This window comes from Bordetella sp. (assembly GCF_051960075.1).
Classification (GTDB): Bacteria; Pseudomonadota; Gammaproteobacteria; order Burkholderiales; family Burkholderiaceae_B; genus Bordetella.
Genome location: NZ_JBQCER010000068.1, coordinates 19,430 through 41,190 on the forward strand (window position 1 = coordinate 19,430; position 21,761 = coordinate 41,190).

Here is a 21,761-nt window from a genome sequence, read left to right on the forward strand (position 1 = left end):
GAACCTAATCCCCTACGCCGCGGGCCCGGTCGGCGGCAAACTGTTCGCGCCAGGCCTGGAAGCGGCCTTCGGCGATGGCCTCGCGCATCTGGCCCATCAGGTCCAGGTAGAAGTGCAGGTTATGTAGCGTGTTGAGCCGGGCGCCGGAGATTTCGTTGGCGCGCTGCAGATGATGCAGGTAGGCGCGTGAAAAATGGGCGCAGGTGTGGCAGCGGCAGGTGGGGTCGAGCGGGCGCGTGTCGTCGCGGTAGCGGGCGTTGCGGATCTTGAGGTCGCCGTGGCGGGTGAATAGCCAGCCGTTGCGGGCGTTGCGGGTGGGCATGACGCAGTCGAACATGTCGACGCCGCGCGCCACGCCTTCCACCAGGTCTTCGGGCGTGCCCACGCCCATCAGGTAGCGCGGGCGGTCGGTCGGCAGGCGCGGCGTGACGTGCGCGAGGATGCGCATCATGTCTTCCTTGGGCTCGCCCACCGACAGGCCGCCGATGGCATAGCCGTGAAAGCCGATGTCCGCCAGGCCCGCCAGCGACTCGTCGCGCAGGGTTTCGAACATGCCGCCCTGCACGATGCCGAACAGCGCGTTGGGATTGCCCAGGCGTTCGAATTCGTCGCGCGAGCGGCGCGCCCAGCGCAGCGACATGCGCATCGACCTGGCGGCTTCGTCCACCGTGGCCGGCCGGCCCTTGATCTCGTAGGGCGTGCATTCGTCGAAGACCATGGCGATGTCGGAATTGAGCGACTTCTGGATGCGCATGGATTCCTCGGGCGTGAGAAAGAGCCGCGCGCCGTCGATGGGCGAGGCGAACTTGACGCCTTCTTCCGTGATCTTGCGCATGCCCTGCAGGCTGAAAACCTGAAAGCCCCCCGAATCGGTGAGGATAGGCTTGTTCCATTGCATGAAGCCGTGCAGGCCGCCGTGCTTGTCCAGCACCTGGGTGCCGGGGCGCAGCCACAGGTGGAAGGTATTGCCCAGCACGATCTGCGCGCCGATGTCCTTCAGTTCGTGCGGAAGCATGCCCTTGACGCTGCCGTACGTGCCCACCGGCATGAAGATGGGCGTTTCGACCACGCCGTGGTTCAGGGTCATGCGGCCGCGGCGCGCAGCGCCGTCGGTGGCCAGGAGTTCGAAGTTCAATCCGGTCATGTCAGCCTTCGCGCGGCCGCGAACATAGGGAGCGTAGAGGTTGTCATGTCAATTTTTGGCTGCAGGTTCGATGAACATGGCGTCTCCATAGCTGAAGAAGCGATATTTGCTGGCCACGGCATGGGCATAGGCGCGGCGGATGGGTTCGATGCCCGCCAGCGCCGATACGAGCATGAGCAGGGTCGATTGCGGCAGGTGGAAGTTGGTGAGCAGGGCGTCGACGACCCGGTATCGGTATCCCGGCGTGATAAACAGGCGCGTGTCGCCCTGTTCCGCCGCCAGGGGGCCATCGGGGTTCGCCGCGGCAGCCGATTCCAGAGCACGGACGCTGGTGGTGCCCACGGCGATCACGCGGCCGCCGTTCGCGCGCGCTTCGGCGATGGCATCCACGGCAGCCTGCGGCACGGTGTACCACTCGGAATGCATGATGTGGTCGGCCACGTTGTCCACGCGCACGGGCTGGAAGGTGCCGGCGCCGACGTGCAACGTGACGAAGGCGCGGCGCACGCCCTGGGACGCAAGCTGATCGAGCATGGCCTGATCGAAGTGCAGGCCGGCTGTGGGCGCGGCCACGGCCCCGGGCTGGCGGGCGTAGACGGTCTGGTAGCGGCTGTCGTCGTCGGACTGCGCGCTGTGCGCGATGTAGGGCGGCAGCGGCGTGGCGCCGTGGGCATCGAGCAGATCGAGCACCGGTTCGGGAAACTGCAGGTCGAAGAGTTCGCCCTGGCGGCCCAGCACTTGCACGTCGAAGGCGTCCGCCAGGCGCAGGGTCATGCCGGGGCCGGGGGATTTGCTGGCGCGCACGTGGGCCAGAGCCCGTGCGGGCTCGACGATGCGTTCGACCAGCACCTCGACTTTGCCGCCGGTGGACTTCTGGCCCAGCAGGCGCGCCTTGATGACGCGGGTGTCGTTGAAGACGAGCAGGTCGTGTTCGCGTACCAGGGCGGCGAGGTCGGGGAATTGCAGGTCGTGCAATTGGCTCTTGCCGTCCAGGTGCAGCAGGCGGCTGCCGCGCCGCTCGGCGGCCGGATGCTGGGCGATGAGCTCGTCGGGAAGGTGGTAGTCGAAGTCGGCCAGGGTGAAGGCTGGCGGTTGGGGAGAGGGCACGCTGGGATCGGATAAGGCTGAGTAACCCATTATTTTAAGCTGCGTTTGGGTATGCTTCTGGGCTGCTGTTCGACCTGCGGTGTTTCTTGATGCTGCTGTGATTGGTTTTTAAGGCGTATCGGGGCCGTGGACGTAAAGCGCTCAGGCTTCGAATTGACGGGTTTGGCCGCCGCAAGGGGAGGACCCCCAAGCCCTCCAAAGGGCGCTTGCCTTGGGGCGGCCCGGCGGCAGGCCGCGGCCGACGTTTCATCGGAACTGCCTCGTCGCTTAGGCGCCTGAGCGCTTTACGCCCGCGATGCGGATACGCACGGTGGCCTCGATTGTTCGATTAATTAATACGTAGCTATGCAAAGAACTTGGCATAAATCATGGTGGGTTGCGGGTGTCGTGGCCTTGTGCGCGGCGCGCGCGTCTGCGCAGGCGCTGCCTGCCGATCTGGCCTCGGCCTGGCATCAGACGGGCCTGCCCGAAAGCGACATGTCGCTGGTCGTGCAGGAAATCGGCGGGCCGCGGCTGGCGACGATCAATGCCGATACGCCGCGCAACCCGGCGTCGGTGATGAAGCTGGTGACGACCTGGGCGGCCCTGTCCGAGTTGGGACCCACCTACAAGTGGACGACCGAATTGTTGAGCGACTCGGGCGCGTCGGTCGTCAACGGGGTGTTGTCCGGGCCCTTGTACGTGCGGGCCGCGGGCGATCCGGACTTGATGCTGCAGGACTTGTGGACCTTGCTGCGCGATCTGCGGCTGCAGGGGGTGAAGCAGATCGGCGATGTGGTGGTGGACCGCAGCATCTTCGGCAACGTGGCGACCGATCCGGGCGCCTTCGACAATGCGCCGGACCGGGCCTACAACGCCAGCCCGGATGCGTTCATGGTGGGTTTCGGCGCGCAGCGCCTGATGTTCACGGCCGACGCGGCCACGCATGCGTGGCGGGTGGTGATGGATCCGCCGCTGCCCAACGTGAAGCTGGAGGGCAAGTTGAACTGGAGCGACACCGGCTGCCATGGGCCTTATGAGGTCTACACCACGCCGGAGGCGAAGCCTCAGGGTACGACCTTCAAGTTGTCGGGCACGCTGCCCGGCGCCTGCGGCGATTTCAGCCTGTATCGCCTGGCATTGACGCAGCCTGCCCAGACGGCCGGCGTGTTCCGCGAGTTGTGGAAAGAGCTGGGCGGCAGAATGACGGGGCAGGTGCGCGACGGCGCGGCGCCGGCCGACGGCACCGTGCTGGCCAGCCACGATTCGCCGGAGCTGGGCGACGTGATCCGCATCATCAATAAACACAGCAACAATGTCATGGCGCGCACGCTGCTGCTGACGCTGGGCGCAGAGCGCGGCCTGCGGCCTGCCACGGTGGCCAGCAGCGATGCGGTGGCGGTGCGCGCGCTGGCCGCGCAGGGCCTGCCCATGACCGGCCTGGTGCTGGACAATGGCGCGGGCCTGGCGCGCGATGCGCGTGTGTCGGCCGGCGATCTGGCCGCGCTGCTGAGCACCGCCTGGAAGTCGCCCTACATGCCCGAGTTCGTGTCCTCGCTGGCCATCCTGGGCGAAGACGGCACGGTGAAAAAGCGCCTGCGTCACGGCGAGGCGACGGGCCGCGCGCACCTGAAGACCGGCACCTTGCGCGATGTGCGCGCCATGGCGGGCTACGTGATGGGCGCGAGCGGCAAGCGCTACATCGTCGTCTTCCTGCTCAATAACGAAAAGGCCGACGAGAAGGCCGGCGCGCTACGATATTTCGACAACGCGCTCGTGGCCTGGCTGGCCCGGCGTTGAGCGCCCGTTCGCTTTCCGATCTTCAAGAGAACCTCATGCCCGTACATGAAATCCGTCATCCGCTGATCCGCCACAAGCTGGGCATCATGCGCCGCGCCGACCTCAGCACCAAAAGCTTTCGCGAACTGGCCGGAGAAATCGGCGCGCTGCTGACCTACGAGGCCTGCAAAGACCTGCCCTTGTGCGCGGCCGATATCGAAGGCTGGTGCGGCACCGTGCAAGTGGAAAAGCTCGCCGGCAAGAAAATCACCGTGGTCCCCATTCTGCGCGCCGGCTTGGGCATGCTCGACGGCGTGCTGACCCTGATCCCCGGCGCCAAGGTCAGCGTGGTGGGCGTGGCCCGCAACGAAGAAACGTTGCAGGCCCACACTTACCTGGAAAAGCTGGTGGGCGAGATCGAACAGCGCGTCGCCCTCATCGTCGACCCCATGCTGGCTACCGGCGGCTCGATGCTGGCGACCGTGGACATGCTCAAGCGCGCCGGCTGCCGCGACATCCGCGCATTGGTGCTGGTGGCCGTGCCCGAAGGCATCGAGCGGGTGCTCGAGGCGCACCCCGACGTGCAGATCTACACCGCCTCCATAGACCAGCGCTTGAACGAGCACGGCTACATCATCCCCGGCCTGGGCGACGCCGGCGACCGGATCTTCGGCACGAAGCAGAAGCCGGAATAATAAAAATAGTGGTGTCCGGTAAAGAGTAGCCCCGGCGCCCGCGGAACGGGATAAGAACTCAAACTACCAAGCCATCGTTCAAGTCAGATGGCTGCCATACCAATGCAGCTTCCGGCTCAACCCGGCCACCTCACCCACGATCAGCAACGCCGGCGCATGCACCGAATGCCGCTGCGCCAGCGCAGGCAGATCCTTCAGCACTCCCGAGACCACCCGCTGCTCCGGCCGGCTGCCGTTTTCCACCAGCGCCACCGGCGTATCGGCGGCCCGGCCGTGTGCGATCAGCCGCTGCGACAGCAGATCCAGTTGCTTCACGCCCATATAGAAAGCCAAGGTCTGCTGCCCGCGCGCCAGGCCGTCCCAGTCCAGCGCATCCTCGTCCTCGCGGCAATGCGCGGTCACCAGTTGCACCGACTGCGCATGATCGCGATGCGTGAGCGGAATGCCGGCATACGCCGCGCAAGCCAGCGCCGCAGTGATGCCGGGTACCACTTCGTACGGCACGTCGTGTGCGCGCAGGTATTCCAGTTCTTCGCCGCCTCGGCCGAAGATGAATGCGTCGCCTCCCTTAAGTCGCACCACATGCCGACCGGCGCGGGCATGCTCGGCCATGAGGGCATGGATGCGGGCCTGCGTGACCTCGTGGTTCTCGCCCAGCTGCTTGCCCACGGCAATGCGCTCGGCATCGCGGCGCGCCAGCGACAGCACGGCGTCGCTGACCAGGCGGTCGTACAAAATCACGTCGGCTTCGTTCAAGGCGCGCAAGGCCTTGAGCGTCAGCAGGCCCGGATCGCCGGGGCCCGCACCCACCAGCACGACACGGCCTGTAGATGCTGCCTGCGGCTCACCGAGCGCCCGGTTCAGCGCAGTTTCGGCGGCGTCGGGCTGCCGGCTGCGCAGCAGGCTCGCGACGGGGCCGTCGAGCAGCCAGTCGTAGAAGCGACGGCGCGCGCCCAAATCGGGCAGGGCGCTGCGGATGCGCGTGCGATAGCGGGCGGCCAGTTCGGCCAGCGGCCCCAGCGCATGATCCAGCAAGGTTTCGATCCGCTCGCGCAGGCGGCGTGCCAGCACCGGCGCGACGCCGGAGGACGAAATCGCCACGACCAGCGGCGAGCGGTCGACGATGGAAGGCACCTGGAACGACGACAACTGCGGGTCGTCGACGACGTTGCAGAAAAGTTGGCGAGCTTGGGCGGCGGCGTTCACGGCCGCGTTGACGGCACGGTCGTCGGTGGCCGCGATGACCAGCCAGGCGCCGTCCAGCCAGGCCGGCTCGAAACTGCCGCGCAGGAGGCGTAGGCGACCGTCGGCGGCCAAATGCGCCAGCGCGGGGTCGAACTCGGGAGCGCCGACCGTTACCTGGGCGCCGGCTTCCAGTAGCGACTGGGCCTTGCGGGTGGCGACGGCGCCGCCGCCTACGACCAGAGTGCGCCGGCCTTGCAGATCGGCAAAAAGAGGAAAGAGCGTCATGAAAACTGCCGTGGAGAGTCGGGCGATGAGTTGCTGTGCCACAGCATAAGGGGGGTGTCGATATTCTTACAACGGAGGTTTTGTTGAATGAATATGCCTGGAAGTCATTTGCGCGATGCGACCATCCAACGTTGTTGCGCACGGCTACCGGGGGGCCGGACGACAGGCGGCGCGCCGGTTTGCCGGGTGTAGTATGGGTCGGTTAACGCATCCGGCCTGTGTTTCCTCGAGATGAGCAGACCTCGAACGCGGCGCGGGTGCCATTCGTCAGGAGCAAGCTGTGACGCCATATGGCAAATGGATTTTCAGGTCGGTCATCGCGGCGGCGCTGGCGACGGGCGTTGCGGCGGCCCATGCTGGCGTCTGCGATGCCGCCTTTATGCACGATGGCGGCGCGGCGCGTTTCTCCGGCCAGGGACCGATGACCCTGTCCGCCGACTTGGCGTTTTCCGGCGTGTCGAGGATGGGCGTTGGCCAATGCCGGGCGCGCGTGCAGGGCACGGCAAGCTTCGTCTATATGGGCATCCCCACCGGCGCGCAGCGGCTTGACTATCTCATGACGGTCCGAGGCGGCCAGGCGTCTTTCGTGCGCTACGACAAGGCGGGTGAGGCGCCGTCGCGCGACGGCCAGTTCGACTTGCGCATGCTGGGCCTGTTCTCCTATGACAAGGTGCGCGAGAGCCAGCACTTGCCGGGCGCGTCGTACCGCGTGAACATCGGCTCCGATTCGCCCGTGGGCCGGCAGCCGGCCATTACCGTGCACATCGGCGCCAAGACCGTCGGGGCCGCGCGCGAAATGGACACGCCGCGCGGCAGCCAGTCCTGCATGCCCATCACGTATTCGCGATCCACCGATCCGGTCAAACTGTCGTTCAACGGGCTCGTGCTGCCCATCCAGGGCGTGCGTAGCACCGTGACCGACTGGTTTTGCCCCAAGCTCGACCTGGTGGTGCGGCAGGACATCGCGCAAGACAACGCGCGATCCAGCGTGACGCTCACCCAACTGCATTGAGCCTTCGTAGCAAGTCGTAGCAATCGCGGTCTGGGCCCCTCTGGCGCCGTTTGGCGCCGCTGGTATCATGATTTGGCCTATAAGCTTTCAAGGAGCTGGACATGACTGCGACCCGAGCTGAAGAATTCAAGGAAAGACTGATCGATACCGCCAAGACCAGCCTGGACGACGCCGAAGAGCTGTTGCGCGAAGCCGCCAGCACCACCGGCGAAAAGGCCGCCGAGCTGCGCGAGCGGGCCATGGCCGCGCTCAAGCGCACTCGCGACTCGCTCTACGATGCGCAGGATGCCGTGATTCAGAAAGGGCGCCACGCTGCCCGGCTGACCGACAACTACGTGCATGACAAGCCCTGGCAAGCCATCGGGATCGCGGCCGGCGCCGCGCTCGTGATCGGCATGCTGATCAGCCGCCGCTGACCGCAGCGCGTCGATCGCATGACCCTGCGCCAATCTCTGGGAGGCCTGCCCGCCAGCCTGCTGGGGCTGATGCGCACGCGGCTGGAACTGCTGTCGCTCGAGGCCGCCGAAGAGAAATCGCGGCTGATCGTGCTTCTGGGCATGGCGGCGGCAGCGCTGCTGTGCCTGACTCTGGCGCTGCTGGTTTTCACCGCCACGATTGCAGTGGCCTTCTGGCCCACCGAGCACCGCTATCTTGCCCTGGCCTGTCTGGGCGGTCTCTACACCGTGATCGGCGTAGCCTTGCTCTACAAGGTGCGGCGAGAGCTGGCCGATCGCCCGGCGCCGTTTGCCGCGACGCTCGACGTGCTCGAGCGCGACGTGGCTGCGCTCGAACGGGCCGGCCGTGCCGACCCGTCAGCCGAGCCGCAGGCCTGATATGAGTCGCTTTTCGTCTTCAGCCGACCGGCAGGCGCGCATCGAACAGCTGCGCACCCGAGCTGCCCTCGAACGCGAAACGCTGGCCGGGCAATTGGCCGGAATCTCCCGGGCCTGGCGTCCGGGCCTGCTGCTGCGAGCGGCGTTCGCCGGCCTCAATCTGGGCAAAAAGGGCGGATGGGGCGCCTTGCCGGCCCAGGTGATGGGCCTGGTCAAACGCCACCCGGTGCTGGGTTCGGCGCTTTCCTCCCTCTTGCTGGGCAAGCTAGGCAGCCAGAGCATCGTGCGCGCCGCCACGATAGGCCTGGCCGGCTGGGAGCTCTATAAAGCCTGGCGCGGCGGGCGCAAGGACGGCATCAAAGTCCCAGCGTCTCCCACATCGCATCCACCCGCTTCTTCACCTGCTCATCCATCCGAATAGGCGTGCCCCACTCGCGGGTCGTTTCGCCGGGCCACTTGTTCGTCGCGTCCAGCCCCATCTTGCCGCCCAACCCCGATATCGGCGAGGCGAAATCCAGATAGTCGATGGGAGTGTTCTCCACCAGTGTCGTGTCGCGCACCGGATCCATGCGGGTCGTCATGGCCCAGACCACTTCCTTCCAGTCGCGCACGTTCACGTCTTCGTCCACCACCACGATGAATTTGGTGTACATGAACTGCCGCAGAATGCTCCACAGCCCGAACATCACCCGTTTGGCGTGGCCGGGATACTGCTTGCGGATCGACACCACCGCCAGTCGGTAGCTGCAGCCTTCGGGGGGCAGATAAAAATCGACGATTTCGGGGAGTTGCCTGCGCAGCAAGGGCACGAACACCTCGTTCAGCGCCACGCCCAGCACGGCGGGCTCGTCGGGCGGCTTGCCGGTATAGGTGGAGTGGTAGAGGGGGTTGCGCCGCATGGTGACGCGCTCCACCGTGAACACCGGGAACCAGTCCTGTTCGTTGTAATAACCGGTGTGGTCGCCGTAAGGGCCTTCCAGTGCCATCTCGTAGCCGGTATCGGGCGGGGGCGGCGCGCCTTCGGGCGCTCGCGCGGCCGCGGTGCCCGCGTGGCCGGCCGGCAGAATGTGGCCTTCGAGCACGATCTCGGCATAGGCCGGCACCGACAGTTCGCTGCCCAGGGCCTTGGCCGTTTCGGTGCGCGAGCCGCGCAAGAGGCCGGCGAACTGGTATTCGGACAGGCTGTCGGGCACCGGCGTGACGGCGCCCAGAATGGTGGCCGGGTCGGCGCCCAGAGCCACGGCGATGGGGAAGGGCTTGCCCGGATAGGCTTGGGCGTGGTCGCGGAAATCCAGCGCGCCGCCGCGATGCGACAGCCAGCGCATGATGAGCTTGTTGGGGCCGATGGGCTGCTGCCGGTAGATGCCCAGGTTCTGCCGCTTGGCATTGGGGCCGCGGGTGATCACCAGGCCCCAGGTGAGTAGCGGGGCCACGTCGCCGGGCCAGCAGGTCTGGATGGGCAGGCGCGACAGGTCTACGTCCGAGCCTTCCCAGACGATCTCCTGGCAAGCCGGGCTGCGGACGGTTTTGGGGCTCATATCCCACAGCGCCGCTTTGAGCATGGACACCTTGGCGAAGGCATCGCGAAGGCCCTTGGGCGCCTCGGGTTCGCGTAGCGACGCCAGCAATTCGCCTACCTCGCGCAAGGCGCCGACGTCTTCGGCGCCCATGCCCCATGCGACGCGCCGGGGCGTGCCGAACAGATTGGCCAGCACCGGCATGCCGGCTTTGGCGCCGCCGTGCTGCGCGTTCTCGAACAGCAGGGCCGGACCGCCCGCGCGCAGCACACGGTCACCGATCTCGGTCATTTCGAGGCGGGTGGAAACCGGAGCGGCGATGCGCTTGAGCTCCTGGCGGCTCTCCAGCTGGGAGATAAAATCCCGTAGATCTTTGTATTTCACAAATGCCTTATGAATCAGTGACTTGTATGTAGAACAAGTGGCGGTTTCAGCGCTTTTCAGTTTAGCAGTGTTGTTTCTGGATGTGAGTTTCGAATCGTTCCCGCTCCCAGGGGAAGACGGGGGAAAAGCAGAGGTGTCCCCCTATAAATTCTGGTAGATATGGTTACATTTGACTCGATGCTTTGTGGTTAACATGCGCCCTCACTTCACTTCTACGCAGGAGGTCTCATGACTGATGCGTCAATGGCCGGCCTGTTCAGGCGCCTGGCCCAAGGAGTGCACCACCAGCTGGCTGAATGGCTGCGCATTAGTTCCGTCTACCTCGGCATTGCGGTCATCGTAACGGTCAGCATGGGATTTGCCTTGCCCGGTCTGCGCGACCAGGCGCTACAGGTGCACAGAGCCTTGCTGACTGCCCTTGCCCCCGAATCTGCCACGCAGATTGCGGCGGACGACGTTGTTCCCGCTGAAAACGGCAGCCCCACGACCGTGGCCTTGGCTGTACCCGATGTTTCAGCCAGCACTGCCACCACGCTGCCCGGTTCGGTGCGGCGCGTCGCTGCCCGTCCGGCCGGCGTGGCATCGCTCATCCCTTCGGGTGTGCAGGTGCAGTCGCTGCGCAGCTACATCTCGCGCAAGTACAAGGTGGCCTATAACGCGACCGAGACGCTGGTCGACACGGCCTTCCGGGTGGCCCACGAGAAAAAACTCGATCCGCTCCTGGTCCTGGCGGTCATTGCCGTCGAGTCCAGCTACAACCCCATGGCCGAGAGTTCCGTAGGTGCCCAGGGGCTCATGCAGGTGATGCCCCGCATCCACAAAGACAAGTTCATCAGCTTGGCCGATCAGGGCAAGGGCAAGGCCAATCCGCTGGATCCGGTGTCCAACATCATCGTGGGTTCGACCATTCTGCGCGACTGCATCAACCAGCGCGGTTCCGTGTCGGCCGGTCTGGCCTGCTACGAGGGTACGTCGGTGGACGACGGCTATGCCGAGCGCGTCCAGGCCGAGCGCCGCCGTCTGGCCCTGGCCTCGGGCATGGCCCTGAGCCGCAACGATTGATTCCGCGCATCGGGTGCAAAAAGGGCGGCCCTGGGCCGCCCTTTTTATCTTGGTCGCTGCTGCGGCTGCCTGCCCATTTAGAGCAGCTTGCCGATACGATGCACCGCGTCCTGCAGCGCCTCCATGCCCACGCAGTATGAAAAGCGCATGGTGTGCTGCCCGTGCGGCGCCGGACCGTAATCCGCGCCCGGCAGGGCCGAGACGCCCGCCTCGCGCAGGAGGCGATAGGCGAAATCCACGCTGTTCTCGCCCAGCTTGCCGATGTCCGCATAGACATAGAAGGCGCCGTCGGGCTTGACCGGCACGTCGATGCCCAGCTTTTCGAGCGCGGGCACGAGAAAATCGCGACGCTGGCGGAAAGCCTCGCGGCGCGCTTCGTAGATCGCCATGGCCTCGGGTTCGAAGCAGGCCAGGGCGGCATGCTGTGCCAGGGTGGGGGCGCAGATGGCCAGCGCGGCGCCGACCCGCTCGAGCAGATCGACCATGCGTTCGGGCACGATCATCCAGCCCAGCCGCCAGCCCGTCATGTGGAAGTACTTGGAGAAACTGTTGATGACGATCAGATCGTCGTCCAGCGTCAGGGCCGACTTGACCCGGCCTTCGTAGGAAAGCCCCAGGTAGATCTCGTCCATGAGCACGTAGCCGCGGCGCGCGCGCACCTCGGCCAGCAGTTCTGCCAGCACGTCCGGCGCAATGCTGGTGCCGGTGGGGTTGCTGGGCGAGGCGACCAGCACGCCACGAGTGTCGGGTCCCCAGTGATCGCGGATGTCCTGGGCCGTCATCTGGAAGCGATGGGCCGCCGTGGTGGGGACGAGTTTCGGGCGGCCGCCGGCCGCCACGATGAAATTGCCGTTGGCCGGATAGCAGGGGTCGGGCAGCAGGACTTCCGCGCCGCTGTCGACCAGCACGGCGCAGGCCAGCATGAGGGCGCCGGAGCCGCCTGACGTGACGATGACGCGAGCAGGGTCGACGCGGGCGTCGAAGTGCTCCGCGTAGTAGCGGGCGATGGCCTCGCGCAGCGCCGGGATGCCTGCCGGCGCGCTGTAGGCGCTCATGCCGGCGCTGGAGGCACGCGCCAGCGCCTCGACGACGCTGGGCGGGGCGGTGAAGTCCGGTTCGCCGATGCCCATGTTGATGATGGACTTTCCGGACGCGGCCAGGGCCAGGGCTTCTTTGAATAACGAAACAGCGTGAAACGTGGGAAATGACAGGGCGCGGTCGGCGAGCTGGGACATGAAAAACACACGTGAGGCGTAGCGGAGAAAGCCATTGTAGTCATGGCTCGAGACGCGCAGCCGGCGCGGACGGCGACGCCGCAACGAAAATTCTTCGCGCCGCGCCATGCGGGCTCGCTGCCCGCCGGTGATGTTTTCGTTCTGAGCCTGTCCGGCGGCGAAAAGTGTGGCGCGAGCGCATACCTTTTTTTGCGGACTCGGTGTATTGTCCGAGTGCCGCTGACGTAGCGGCGCACATCGGTACATCGATCTGCAAGGAGGCTTGGCATGACGAAGAACGGCCAATCTACCCTCTTGCGGCAATTGCGCAAGGGCGGTGCCATCAACGGCGATGGCCTGGACAAGCAGGACATGGTCGCCGCCACGCAGGAGCTGGGGCTGTCCTTGCTGGTCGCCGATTGCGACCGCGCCCGCAGCCGCTCCGCGGTGCTGCGCGCCATCGCCAAGGCGGTAGATTTCCCGGAATTTTTCGGCGGCGACATGGACGCGCTCTACGACTGTCTATGCGATACCGTGCTCGACAGCAAGACGAGCATCGTTCTGTGGCTGTATCGGCTGCATTCGGGCGATCCGGCTTTGGCCGAAGACGCCGCCCTGATCGACGGCGTGTGCGCCGACGCGGTCCAGTTCGCCAGCGAGAACGGCCGCGTGTTCTCCTATGTAATCGAGCACGCCGGCGAGCATCCCGAGGCCGAGCCCGGCGTGGCGGCTGCGCCCTACGGCGAAAGCTAGGGCCAGTGCGTGGCTCCTTTTAGCGTTGACAGGCCCTAAGCCGGCGGCTACCAGCCCAACAAGGCGGTAGACGCCGCGATCAGCGCCACGCCCGCCGTTTCGGTGCGCAGCACCCGCGGGCCGAAGCGCACCGCCTGCACGCCGGCGCGCCGCGCTGCCTGCAGTTCTTCCTCCGACCAACCGCCTTCGGGGCCCACCAGCAGGCTGAGCTCGGCTTGCGCCCGGCCGGCCAGCGGCGCGAGCGCCTCGGGCAGCCCGGCTTCGGCTTCGGGATGGCACAGCAGGCGCACGCCGGATGCAGGCTGCGCCAGGTAGTCCTCCAGCGATCGGGGGGCGGCGATGTGCATGAGCCGGTTGCGGCCGCACTGCTCGGCCGATGCCTGAGCGATGCGCCGCCAATGCGCAAGGCGCTTTTCGGTCCGTTCCGCGGAGAGCTGCACCACGCTGCGCCGGGCCTGGATGGGCGCCAGCGCCGCGACGCCCAGTTCCACGGCTTTTTCCACTACCCAGTCCATCTTGTCGCCGCCGGGCAGGCCTTGCACCAGTGTGATTCGCCCGGGCAACTCGGCCTCACGCGCGTCGAAGCCGCCCAGCTCGGCCCAGACCTCTTTGCCTTGCATGCGCAGCACGGCGGGGTATTGGCCGCCCGTTCCGTCGAACAGCGCGATGGCGGCGCCGTCGCGCAGCCGCAGCACCCGCGCGGCATGATGCGCGAGCGCATCGGGCAGGAGAAGGCGCGTGTCTGACGGGGCGATCGGGGCAGGATAGAAGAAACGGGGCATGGGGCCGAAAACGGATCGGTCGTGGCGAGTCCGGCAACGATAACAGGCCGCCGGGACGCGGGCGCGGCGGGTGGTAAAATCGTGAGCTTTCCTGTGCCTGGATCCAAGCGTCCCGGGAGAAGTCTTCCATGGGCGCCCCAGGGGGCGTTTTCGGTCCCGGCGGTCCGGCTTTCACTTCTACGATTCTCGTTTCGTATTTTCCCCTCATGAGCCTGCCCACATCCTCCGCCATGGCCGACGCCATCCGCATTCTTGCCATCGACGCCGTGCAACAAGCCACTAGCGGACACCCGGGCGCGCCCATGGGCATGGCCGAGATCGCCCAGGCGCTCTGGACCAAGCACCTGCGGCACAATCCGGCCGATCCGTCCTGGCCCAATCGCGACCGCTTCGTGCTGTCCAACGGCCACGGCTCGATGCTGCTGTATGCGCTGCTGCACCTGACCGGCTACGACCTGCCGCTCGAAGAGCTGCAGCGTTTTCGCCAACTGCACTCCAAGACGCCGGGTCACCCCGAGGTGGGCGTCACGCCTGGCGTGGAAACCACCACCGGCCCGCTCGGGCAGGGCCTGGGCAACGCTGTGGGCATGGCGCTGGCCGAGTCGCTGCTGGCCGCGGAGTTCAACCGCCCCGGCCACAAGATCGTCGATCATCACACCTATGTTTTCGTCGGCGACGGCTGCCTGATGGAAGGCATCTCGCACGAGGTCTGCTCGCTGGCCGGCACGCTCAAGCTGTCCAAGCTCGTCGCCTTTTACGACGACAACGGCATTTCCATCGACGGCCACGTGCAGCACTGGTTCGCCGACGACACCGCCCTGCGCTTCGAAGCCTATGGCTGGAACGTCATCCGCAACGTCGACGGCCACAGCGTCGCCGCGGTCCAAGCCGCCGTCGCGGCGGCCAAGTCTCAGTCGCTCAAGCCCACCCTCATCATGTGCCGCACCGTCATCGGCAAAGGGTCGCCCAACAAGGCAGGCACGCACGACGTGCACGGCGCCGCGCTGGGCGAGGCCGAGGTCGCCGCGACCCGCGCCGCGCTGGGCTGGCAAGGCGGCCCCTTCCAGGTTCCGCAAGCGGTCTACGACGCCTGGAACGCCCGCGATGCCGGCCTGCGCATGCAGACCGAATGGCAGATGGATTTCGACAAGTACGCCATCGCGCATCCTACCGAGGCTGCCGAATTTTTGCGCCGCATGAAGGGCGAACTGCCTCCCGGTTTTATCGAGCGCGTACAGGCCTTCGTCAAGCAGACCGACGCCAAGGCCGAGACCGTGGCGTCGCGCAAGGCCTCGCAATACGCCATCGCCGAACTGGTCAATCTGCTGCCCGAGATGCTGGGCGGCTCGGCCGACCTGACCGGCTCCAACCTCACCGACTGGAAGGGCGTGCAGCCGGTGCGCGCCTCCGACGCCGGCGGCGTGGCCTTCGGCCGCCACATCAACTACGGCGTGCGCGAGTTCGGCATGGCCGCCATCATGAACGGCGTGGCGCTGCATGGCGGCTACCTGCCTTTCGGCGGCACCTTTCTGACCTTCTCCGATTATTCGCGCAACGCCATTCGCATGGCTGCGCTGATGAAGCAGCGCGTGGTGCATGTCTTCACCCACGATTCCATCGGCCTGGGCGAAGACGGCCCCACGCACCAGTCCATCGAGCACGCGGCCAGCCTGCGCCTCATCCCCAACCTGTCGGTCTGGCGTCCTTGCGACACGGTCGAAACCGCCGTGGCCTGGGAGGCCGCGGTACGGCGCCCCGTCAGCACCGGCATGACCGTGCGCGACGGCGGTCCCACGGCGCTGCTGCTGTCGCGCCAGAATCTGCCTTTCGTGCCGCGCGACGACAAGACGCGCGCCGCGATCGCGCGCGGCGGCTACGTGCTGCGCGACGGCAATGGCCCCATGGCCGTCCTCATCGCTACCGGCTCCGAGGTCGGCATCGCGCTGGACGCGCAGGAGCGCCTGCGCCTGGAAGGCCTGGCCGTGCGTGTGGTGTCCATGCCCAGCACCGACGTCTTCGACAAACAAAGCGCCGATTGGAAGCGCTCCGTGCTGCCCGACGGCCTGCCGCGCGTGGCCATCGAAGCCGGCTGCACCTCGGGCTGGTACAAGTACGTGGGCCTGGATGGCGCCGTCGTCGGCATCGACCGCTATGGCGAGTCCGCGCCTGCCGGCGCCCTGTTCAAATTCTTCGGGCTGACCGCCGAGAAGGTGGCCGAGACCGTCAAACGGCTTTTGCAATCCCGCAAGTAATCCCTATTCCCTTCAACAGGAGCCTGTTATGACCATCCGTGTCGCCATCAACGGCTACGGCCGCATCGGCCGCAACGTGCTGCGAGCCCACTACGAGTCGGGCAAGAAGCACGATCTGGAGATCGTCGCCATCAACGACCTGGGCGATCCCAAGACCAACGCCCACCTGACGCAGTACGACACGGCGCACGGCCGCTTCCCGGGCGAAGTCTCGGTCGACGGCGACTTCATGGTCGTTAACGGCGACAAGATCCGCGTATTGGCCAACCGCAACCCGGCCGAGCTGCCCTGGGGCGATCTGGGCGTGGACGTGGTGATGGAATGCACGGGCTTTTTCACCTCCAAAGAGAAGGCCGGCGCGCATCTGAAGGGCGGCGCCAAGAAAGTGCTGATCTCGGCCCCCGGCGGCAAGGACGTGGACGCCACCGTGGTGTACGGCGTCAACCAGCAGGTGCTGACCTCGGCCATGACGGTCGTGTCCAACGCCTCCTGCACCACCAACTGCCTGGCCCCGCTGGTCAAGCCGCTGCACGACAAGCTGGGCATCGAGAACGGTCTCATGACCACGGTGCACGCCTACACCAACGACCAGGTGCTGACCGACGTCTATCACGAAGACCTGCGCCGCGCGCGCTCGGCCACGCACAACATGATCCCCACCAAGACCGGCGCCGCCGCCGCGGTGGGCCTGGTGATGCCCGAGCTGAACGGCAAGCTGGACGGCTTTGCCATCCGCGTGCCCACCATCAATGTGTCGATCGTCGACCTGTCCTTCATCGCCAAGCGCGACACGACGGTCGACGAGGTCAATGCGATTCTCAAGGCTGCCGCGGACGGCGAGCTCAAGGGCATCCTGGCCTACAACACCGCGCCGCTGGTTTCCAGCGACTTCAACCACAACCCGGCCTCCAGCTCGTTCGACGCGACGCTGACCAAGGTGTCGGGCCGTCTGGTGAAGGTGTCGTCCTGGTACGACAACGAGTGGGGCTTCTCGAACCGCATGCTGGATACGGCTTGCGCGTTGATGGCGGCCAAGTAAGGGCCCTGGGCTTTATCGGGCCTTGAGTACAGGATGGCCGAGGCTTCATGCGTCGGCCATTTTTCTTAATCCGCCGAGGCTGCCCTGCGCAATTCCGATGCTCGCCCGGTGGGCTGTGCTTCGGATTCCTCCGGGGTCCTCGGCTCCGTCGTCGACCGATGGCGGATTCGAGTGATGGCTATGTCTAAAGTTCAAACCCTTACCGCGCTGGCGAAGTCCGGCGCCCTGTCCGGCAAGCGCGTCTTCATCCGCGCCGATCTGAACGTGCCGTTCGACGACGCGGGCAATATCTCGGAAGACACGCGCATCCGCGCTTCGGTGCCCGGCATCGAACTGGCCTTGAAGGCCGGCGCGGCGGTGATGGTCACCTCGCATCTGGGGCGCCCCACCGAAGGCACGCTGGGGCCCGATGACACGCTGGCGCCGGTGGGCAAGCGCCTGTCCGAGCTGCTGGGCAAACCGGTGCGGCTGGTGCAGAACTGGGTCGACGGCGGCGTCGATCATATCGGGGTCGCGCCGGGCGAGGTGGTGCTGCTGGAGAACTGCCGCGTCAACCAGGGCGAGAAGAAGAACGATGAAGCGCTGTCGCGCAAGATGGCCGCGCTGTGCGATGTGTATGTGAACGATGCCTTCGGCACGGCGCACCGCGCCGAGGCCACCACGCACGGCATCGCGCGCTTCGCGCCCATTGCCTGCGCCGGCCCGCTGCTCGAAGCCGAGCTCGATGCGCTGGGCCGTGCGCTGCACGATCCCAAGCGCCCGCTGGTGGCCATCGTCGGCGGTTCCAAGGTCTCGACCAAGCTGTCGATCCTGCAGTCGCTGGCCGGCAAGGTCGATCAGCTCGTGGTGGGCGGCGGCATCGCCAATACCTTCATGCTGGCCGCAGGCCTGCCCATCGGCAAGTCGCTGGCCGAGCCCGATCAGATCGAGCAGGCCCGCGCCGTCATCGACATGATGAAAGCGCGCGGCGCCGCGGTGCCGATTCCGGTGGACGTGGTGTGCGGCAAGCAGTTCAGCCCTGACGCCGCGGCGGTCACCAAGGCGGCCGACGCGGTCGAGTCCGACGACATGATCTTCGACATCGGTCCCAAGACGGCGCAGGCGCTGGCCGACATCATCGCCAAGGCAGGCACCATCGTGTGGAACGGCCCGGTGGGCGTGTTCGAGTTCGATCAGTTCGCGCACGGCACCGAGACGGTCTCCAGGGCCATCGGCGAGGCCGCGGGCTTTTCGATTGCGGGCGGCGGCGATACGCTGGCCGCCATCGCCAAGTACGGCATCGGCGAGCAGGTAGGCTACATCTCCACCGGCGGCGGTGCGTTCCTGGAGTTCCTGGAAGGCAAGGCGCTGCCGGCCGTGGCCATCTTGCAGGAGCGCGCGGCCTGACGGTTTCGTTTGCCGCGTATGCATGAGCCAAAAGCGACCTCACGGTCGCTTTTTTGATGTGACGCATGAAATTGAGACAGGTTGCACAATTTCAGTATCGCGCTCAGGGCCCCTTTGCTATGCTGACCTTACTATTTGTTTAAAAAATGCCGACCATGCCTGAGAAAGTCAACAGAGCTCAGGCTAAGCAAGAGAAACCTCCTATGCCTCAAGACGCGGGTTACGGCGGTTTGGAGATTGCCGCTTCGGACCAACTGCTGGATATGGATCAGCTGTATGGCAGCGCGCGGGCATCCGAGATGGCGGCATTGTGCGATGCGATCAAAGCCGGCCTGGACGATATCGTCGCCGAGTTCTATCAGCAACTTGGCCAGCTCTCCACCGCGAGCATGTTCATACGATGCCTGTCGGAATCCGAGCGTGTCCATCTCAAGCTGCAGCAAGGCCGCAATCTGCTGTTGCTGGCGTCTCCCGATCTCGGTGCGCAGGCTCATCGCACCGTCAGCATGAAGGTCGGGCGCATGCACGAGATCATGGGCCTGCCGCAGCGGGACCTGGCCTACGGCCTGGAGATTCTTCAGGCCGTGATAGGTCGTCACATCGATGCGGTGATCCACCGTCATGCGTTGCACATACTCTATGCTCGCCTGAGTCGATATCTGACGTGGCAACTCGAGGGCGGCCGGGCTGTACGCAAAGGCCGGCAGCATGCATTGCTGGCGTTGACGCAGCTCGCCTGGGACGCCAGGGGACACGCAGATCTGATCTCGCAGGCGGCGGTGATACTGGGCGGGCTCGATGGCGCGGTCGGATGTTCATTTGGCCGCCCTGATCAACAGGGGATCTTTCGCTTCGAGTCGCTGTCGGGCGATCGAATCAAGGGATACCTGGCAGACCTGGAGTCCCGGCAGTCGACCGTCATCATGCTGGGCGAGCTGCCCCAGGGCCGAGGGCCCACGGGCCGGGCCTGGGAAAGCGGACAAATCGAGCGCTGCATCAACATCGAGACCGACGAGCGCATGGAGCCTTGGCGCGATATCGGCCGGCGCCACGGTATTCGCTCAAGTCTGGCCGTTCCGCTATGTCCGCCGGATCGCACGCCGACCACCATTTTGACGCTTTACAGCGAATTTCCGGGAGCCCATGCCGCGCCCGAACACGAGAGCTTCATCACTCAGGTTCAGGCCTTGCTGACGTTCGCCATCTCGCGTCTGGAAAAAGGTCCTGGGTTGATGCATGCGTTGCCGTGGTCCAAGCGGCAACGGTGGGCAAGCCTGATCGGCACCGCTTCGCTGGAGATGCACTACCAGCCCATTCGAATGCTGAATTCGGGCGAAGTGCGGCGCGTCGAGGCGCTGGTCCGCTTGCGTGACAACGACGAACTTCTGTTGCCGGGCATGTTTTTCCCGGCCCTGTCCCGTGAAGATTTCCTCCTGATGTATGCCCGCGGCCTGGAGCAAGTTCTCGCGCAGCAGAACCGCTGGCTGGACCAGGGCCTGGCGCTTCAGGTCGCGGTCAATCTCCCGTCGCAGGCCATCGGCGACGACCGATACCTCGAGGTCACCCGGCGGCTACTGCAGGAGTACGGCCCCCGTCCTTATCGCCTCGCGCTCGAGGTTCTCGAGACGGAAGATTTTCCTTCCAACGTCTGCGCCGCGGAGATACTGGAGAGCTTTCGCGCGCTCAAGATCGTGTTGGCCGAGGATGATCTGGGTTCCGGCCACAGCAGCCTGGCCAGGCTGCGCACGGTGCCTTTCGATGTCGTCAAGATCGACCGCAGCATCCTGCAGGGATTGGAGCACGGTCCCATCGATACATTGGGCACGGTCTATCAGCTCACGGAGCTGTGCCATGCATTGGGCAAACTGGTGGTCGTGGAAGGGGTTGAACATGAAGACCTGATCGAGGCGCTTGCGCTGCTGGGCGTCGATGCGGCGCAGGGCTATGCGATTGCCCGGCCCATGACGGCTCCCGCACTCGCGGAATGGATGGCTGCGCATCGCGTCTGCCGTCCGGCCGATCCGCCCAGCCAGGCGTCTCTTGTCATGCTGGCCAGACTGCTGCTGTGGGAATCGCATTTGCGTCTGCTGATCAATCGTCCCCAGTCTCTTATCTATCAAGTCACGCCCGAGATGCGGCCTGTATTGCCGTTCCCTTCCGTTGATGCCGCACTGCAACTGGCGATGCTGGACGCTGCCGTCCATCACGGCATGAACGGAGGTCACTATGCGCAGGCCAGACAGAATCTGATCGCCGCCATTGGCGCACGACGCTGACGCCTACACGGATCTTCAGCGTAGGCGCTTGGCAACCGGGTGAAGGTGACGCTGCAAACCTATGCCTGTATGGCAAAGAAAGGTCCTGCAAGCAAAGCGGTATTGCCCTTTTTCTAGGGCACCTGCAGCACGAGCTGAGAAAAATCGCAGCAGGCCTGGCACAGCCTGGCCACCTCGCCGAGAAAGTCGGCAGGCTGCGATGACGGGTACATGGCGACATAGTGGATCTTGGGCAGGGCCGGTGTCGTCCTGGCCAGATGCAGGACGCCCTGGCCCGTCAGATGCGACAGGCATGCCTTGGGCAGGTAGCTCACGCCCAGTCCCGATACGGTCAGGCCGATCTGCGCCACCAGGTTGCTGCATACCACCGTTCTGGGCGTGTCGATGCCGTGGGTGCGAAACCACTGGCTATACGAAATGCCCATGCCGGAATCCTTGCCCTGGACGATGACCGTCTGCTGCGCGATCTCGTTCAGCGCGAAGACGCGCTTGATCGGCATGACGCCGTCGCCATACATCCAGGCGTTTTCGACCTTGCCCACCGAGGTGACTGAAAAGCGCGGATCGGTGAAGACGTCGGGAACGATGATGAGGTCGATCGTGCGTTCGGCGAGCCGCTCGTACAGGGTGCGGCTCAGGCCCACCTCCGGCTCGATCTCAAGCTTGGGAAAACGCTTGCGCAGGCGGTCGGCTAGGATCGGCAGCCAGGTCAGCGCCGTCAGTTCCGTCACGCCCAGACGCAGCCGGTGGAATATGGCCTCCTGGGCGCCGAGCTGCGCCAGCAGGCCGTCGCGCACGGTCAGCAACTGCCGTGCCGATTGCAGGATTTCCTCGCCCTTGAGCGTCAGGCAGGCGGTGCGGCGGCTGCGGTCGAATATCTCCAGCTCGAAACGGCTCTCGAGCTCTTGAATGCGCTTGGAGATAGCCGATTGCGTCGTGTTCAGGCGCAGGGCGGCAGCCTCGAAACTACCCAGTTCCGCGATCCAGTACAGCGCTTCGACCTGTTTTAGCGTGATCACGTTGACGGGCTCCTGCCGCGATGCGGCCCTTGTGTCTGAAAAAACAGGGACATTCTAT

19 protein-coding genes are annotated in these 21,761 nt (G+C 65.6%); 12 read left to right on the forward strand and 7 right to left on the reverse strand.

Translation table 11 applies throughout. The features are described from left to right. Positions 1-4 precede the first annotated feature (4 nt). A complete protein-coding gene (tgt, locus tag ACTHJ1_RS11330) occupies positions 5-1,144 on the reverse strand; it encodes a tRNA guanosine(34) transglycosylase Tgt (protein WP_440192186.1) in 1,140 nt (379 codons plus the stop codon). A 48-nt stretch (positions 1,145-1,192) separates the two neighbouring features. Further along, on the reverse strand, positions 1,193-2,281 hold the full coding sequence (gene queA / locus ACTHJ1_RS11335) for a tRNA preQ1(34) S-adenosylmethionine ribosyltransferase-isomerase QueA (protein WP_440192189.1): 1,089 nt from the start codon (positions 2,279-2,281) through the stop codon (positions 1,193-1,195). Positions 2,282-2,596: 315 nt separating this feature from the next. On the opposite strand from queA, the gene dacB reads away from it, so the two are divergent. Next, on the forward strand, positions 2,597-4,030 hold the full coding sequence (gene dacB / locus ACTHJ1_RS11340; protein WP_440192192.1) for a D-alanyl-D-alanine carboxypeptidase/D-alanyl-D-alanine endopeptidase: 1,434 nt from the start codon (positions 2,597-2,599) through the stop codon (positions 4,028-4,030). Between the two features lie 35 nt (positions 4,031-4,065). Next, positions 4,066-4,704, forward strand: coding sequence for a uracil phosphoribosyltransferase (upp, locus tag ACTHJ1_RS11345; protein ID WP_440192195.1), 639 nt, complete (start codon positions 4,066-4,068; stop codon positions 4,702-4,704). Positions 4,705-4,782: 78 nt separating this feature from the next. Here the strand turns inward: upp and cysG are convergent, their stop codons facing one another. Next, entirely contained in the window at positions 4,783-6,174 is a 1,392-nt protein-coding gene (gene cysG / locus ACTHJ1_RS11350) for a siroheme synthase CysG (RefSeq protein ID WP_440192198.1), read from the reverse strand. Between the two features lie 280 nt (positions 6,175-6,454). Between cysG and ACTHJ1_RS11355 the strand changes: the two genes are divergently transcribed. The 4 genes from ACTHJ1_RS11355 to ACTHJ1_RS11370 all read left to right on the forward strand — a co-directional run bounded on the left by ACTHJ1_RS11355 (position 6,455) and on the right by ACTHJ1_RS11370 (position 8,440). Next, positions 6,455-7,186 (forward strand): hypothetical protein, encoded by a 732-nt coding sequence (locus ACTHJ1_RS11355; RefSeq protein WP_440192201.1) that lies wholly within the window; start codon positions 6,455-6,457, stop codon positions 7,184-7,186. Positions 7,187-7,287: 101 nt separating this feature from the next. Further along, a complete protein-coding gene (locus ACTHJ1_RS11360) occupies positions 7,288-7,602 on the forward strand; it encodes a DUF883 family protein (RefSeq protein ID WP_440192204.1) in 315 nt (104 codons plus the stop codon). A gap of 18 nt (positions 7,603-7,620) precedes the next feature. After that, positions 7,621-8,019, forward strand: coding sequence for a phage holin family protein (locus ACTHJ1_RS11365; protein WP_440192207.1), 399 nt, complete (start codon positions 7,621-7,623; stop codon positions 8,017-8,019). 1 nt (position 8,020) lies between these two features. Then, a complete protein-coding gene (locus ACTHJ1_RS11370; protein ID WP_440192210.1) occupies positions 8,021-8,440 on the forward strand; it encodes a hypothetical protein in 420 nt (139 codons plus the stop codon). Here the strand turns inward: ACTHJ1_RS11370 and ACTHJ1_RS11375 are convergent. Further along, positions 8,376-9,920 carry a UbiD family decarboxylase gene (locus ACTHJ1_RS11375; RefSeq protein ID WP_440192213.1) on the reverse strand — a complete coding sequence of 515 codons (1,545 nt, stop codon included), beginning with the start codon at positions 9,918-9,920 and terminating at the stop codon, positions 8,376-8,378. The two genes, ACTHJ1_RS11370 and ACTHJ1_RS11375, sit on opposite strands and share 65 nt — an antisense overlap. Before the next feature lie 228 nt (positions 9,921-10,148). On the opposite strand from ACTHJ1_RS11375, the gene ACTHJ1_RS11380 reads away from it, so the two are divergent. Continuing rightward, a complete protein-coding gene (locus tag ACTHJ1_RS11380) occupies positions 10,149-10,982 on the forward strand; it encodes a transglycosylase SLT domain-containing protein (RefSeq protein ID WP_440192216.1) in 834 nt (277 codons plus the stop codon). Positions 10,983-11,059: 77 nt separating this feature from the next. Here the strand turns inward: ACTHJ1_RS11380 and ACTHJ1_RS11385 are convergent, their stop codons facing one another. Continuing rightward, the gene (locus ACTHJ1_RS11385) at positions 11,060-12,217 is read right to left on the reverse strand and encodes a pyridoxal phosphate-dependent aminotransferase (RefSeq protein ID WP_440192219.1); all 1,158 of its coding nucleotides are present in this window, start codon (positions 12,215-12,217) and stop codon (positions 11,060-11,062) included. A gap of 267 nt (positions 12,218-12,484) precedes the next feature. On the opposite strand from ACTHJ1_RS11385, the gene ACTHJ1_RS11390 reads away from it, so the two are divergent. Continuing rightward, positions 12,485-12,949: a barstar family protein gene (locus tag ACTHJ1_RS11390; protein ID WP_440192222.1), complete on the forward strand. Its 465-nt coding sequence runs from the start codon at positions 12,485-12,487 to the stop codon at positions 12,947-12,949. Positions 12,950-12,996: 47 nt separating this feature from the next. Here the strand turns inward: ACTHJ1_RS11390 and ACTHJ1_RS11395 are convergent, their stop codons facing one another. Then, entirely contained in the window at positions 12,997-13,731 is a 735-nt protein-coding gene (locus tag ACTHJ1_RS11395; RefSeq protein ID WP_440192225.1) for a 16S rRNA (uracil(1498)-N(3))-methyltransferase, read from the reverse strand. Between the two features lie 206 nt (positions 13,732-13,937). Between ACTHJ1_RS11395 and tkt the strand changes: the two genes are divergently transcribed. From tkt to ACTHJ1_RS11415, 4 genes are all read left to right on the forward strand, one after another. Continuing rightward, positions 13,938-15,983, forward strand: a complete 2,046-nt coding sequence (gene tkt / locus ACTHJ1_RS11400; RefSeq protein WP_440192228.1) for a transketolase — start codon at positions 13,938-13,940, stop codon at positions 15,981-15,983. 28 nt (positions 15,984-16,011) lie between these two features. Next, entirely contained in the window at positions 16,012-17,022 is a 1,011-nt protein-coding gene (gene gap / locus ACTHJ1_RS11405; RefSeq protein WP_440192233.1) for a type I glyceraldehyde-3-phosphate dehydrogenase, read from the forward strand. A 180-nt stretch (positions 17,023-17,202) separates the two neighbouring features. Continuing rightward, the gene (locus ACTHJ1_RS11410) at positions 17,203-18,408 is read left to right on the forward strand and encodes a phosphoglycerate kinase (protein ID WP_440192236.1); all 1,206 of its coding nucleotides are present in this window, start codon (positions 17,203-17,205) and stop codon (positions 18,406-18,408) included. A gap of 203 nt (positions 18,409-18,611) precedes the next feature. Next, a complete protein-coding gene (locus tag ACTHJ1_RS11415) occupies positions 18,612-20,684 on the forward strand; it encodes an EAL domain-containing protein (protein WP_440192239.1) in 2,073 nt (690 codons plus the stop codon). Between the two features lie 113 nt (positions 20,685-20,797). Here the strand turns inward: ACTHJ1_RS11415 and ACTHJ1_RS11420 are convergent, their stop codons facing one another. Further along, positions 20,798-21,703: a LysR family transcriptional regulator gene (locus ACTHJ1_RS11420; protein WP_440192242.1), complete on the reverse strand. Its 906-nt coding sequence runs from the start codon at positions 21,701-21,703 to the stop codon at positions 20,798-20,800. Between the last annotated feature and the right edge of the window lie 58 nt (positions 21,704-21,761).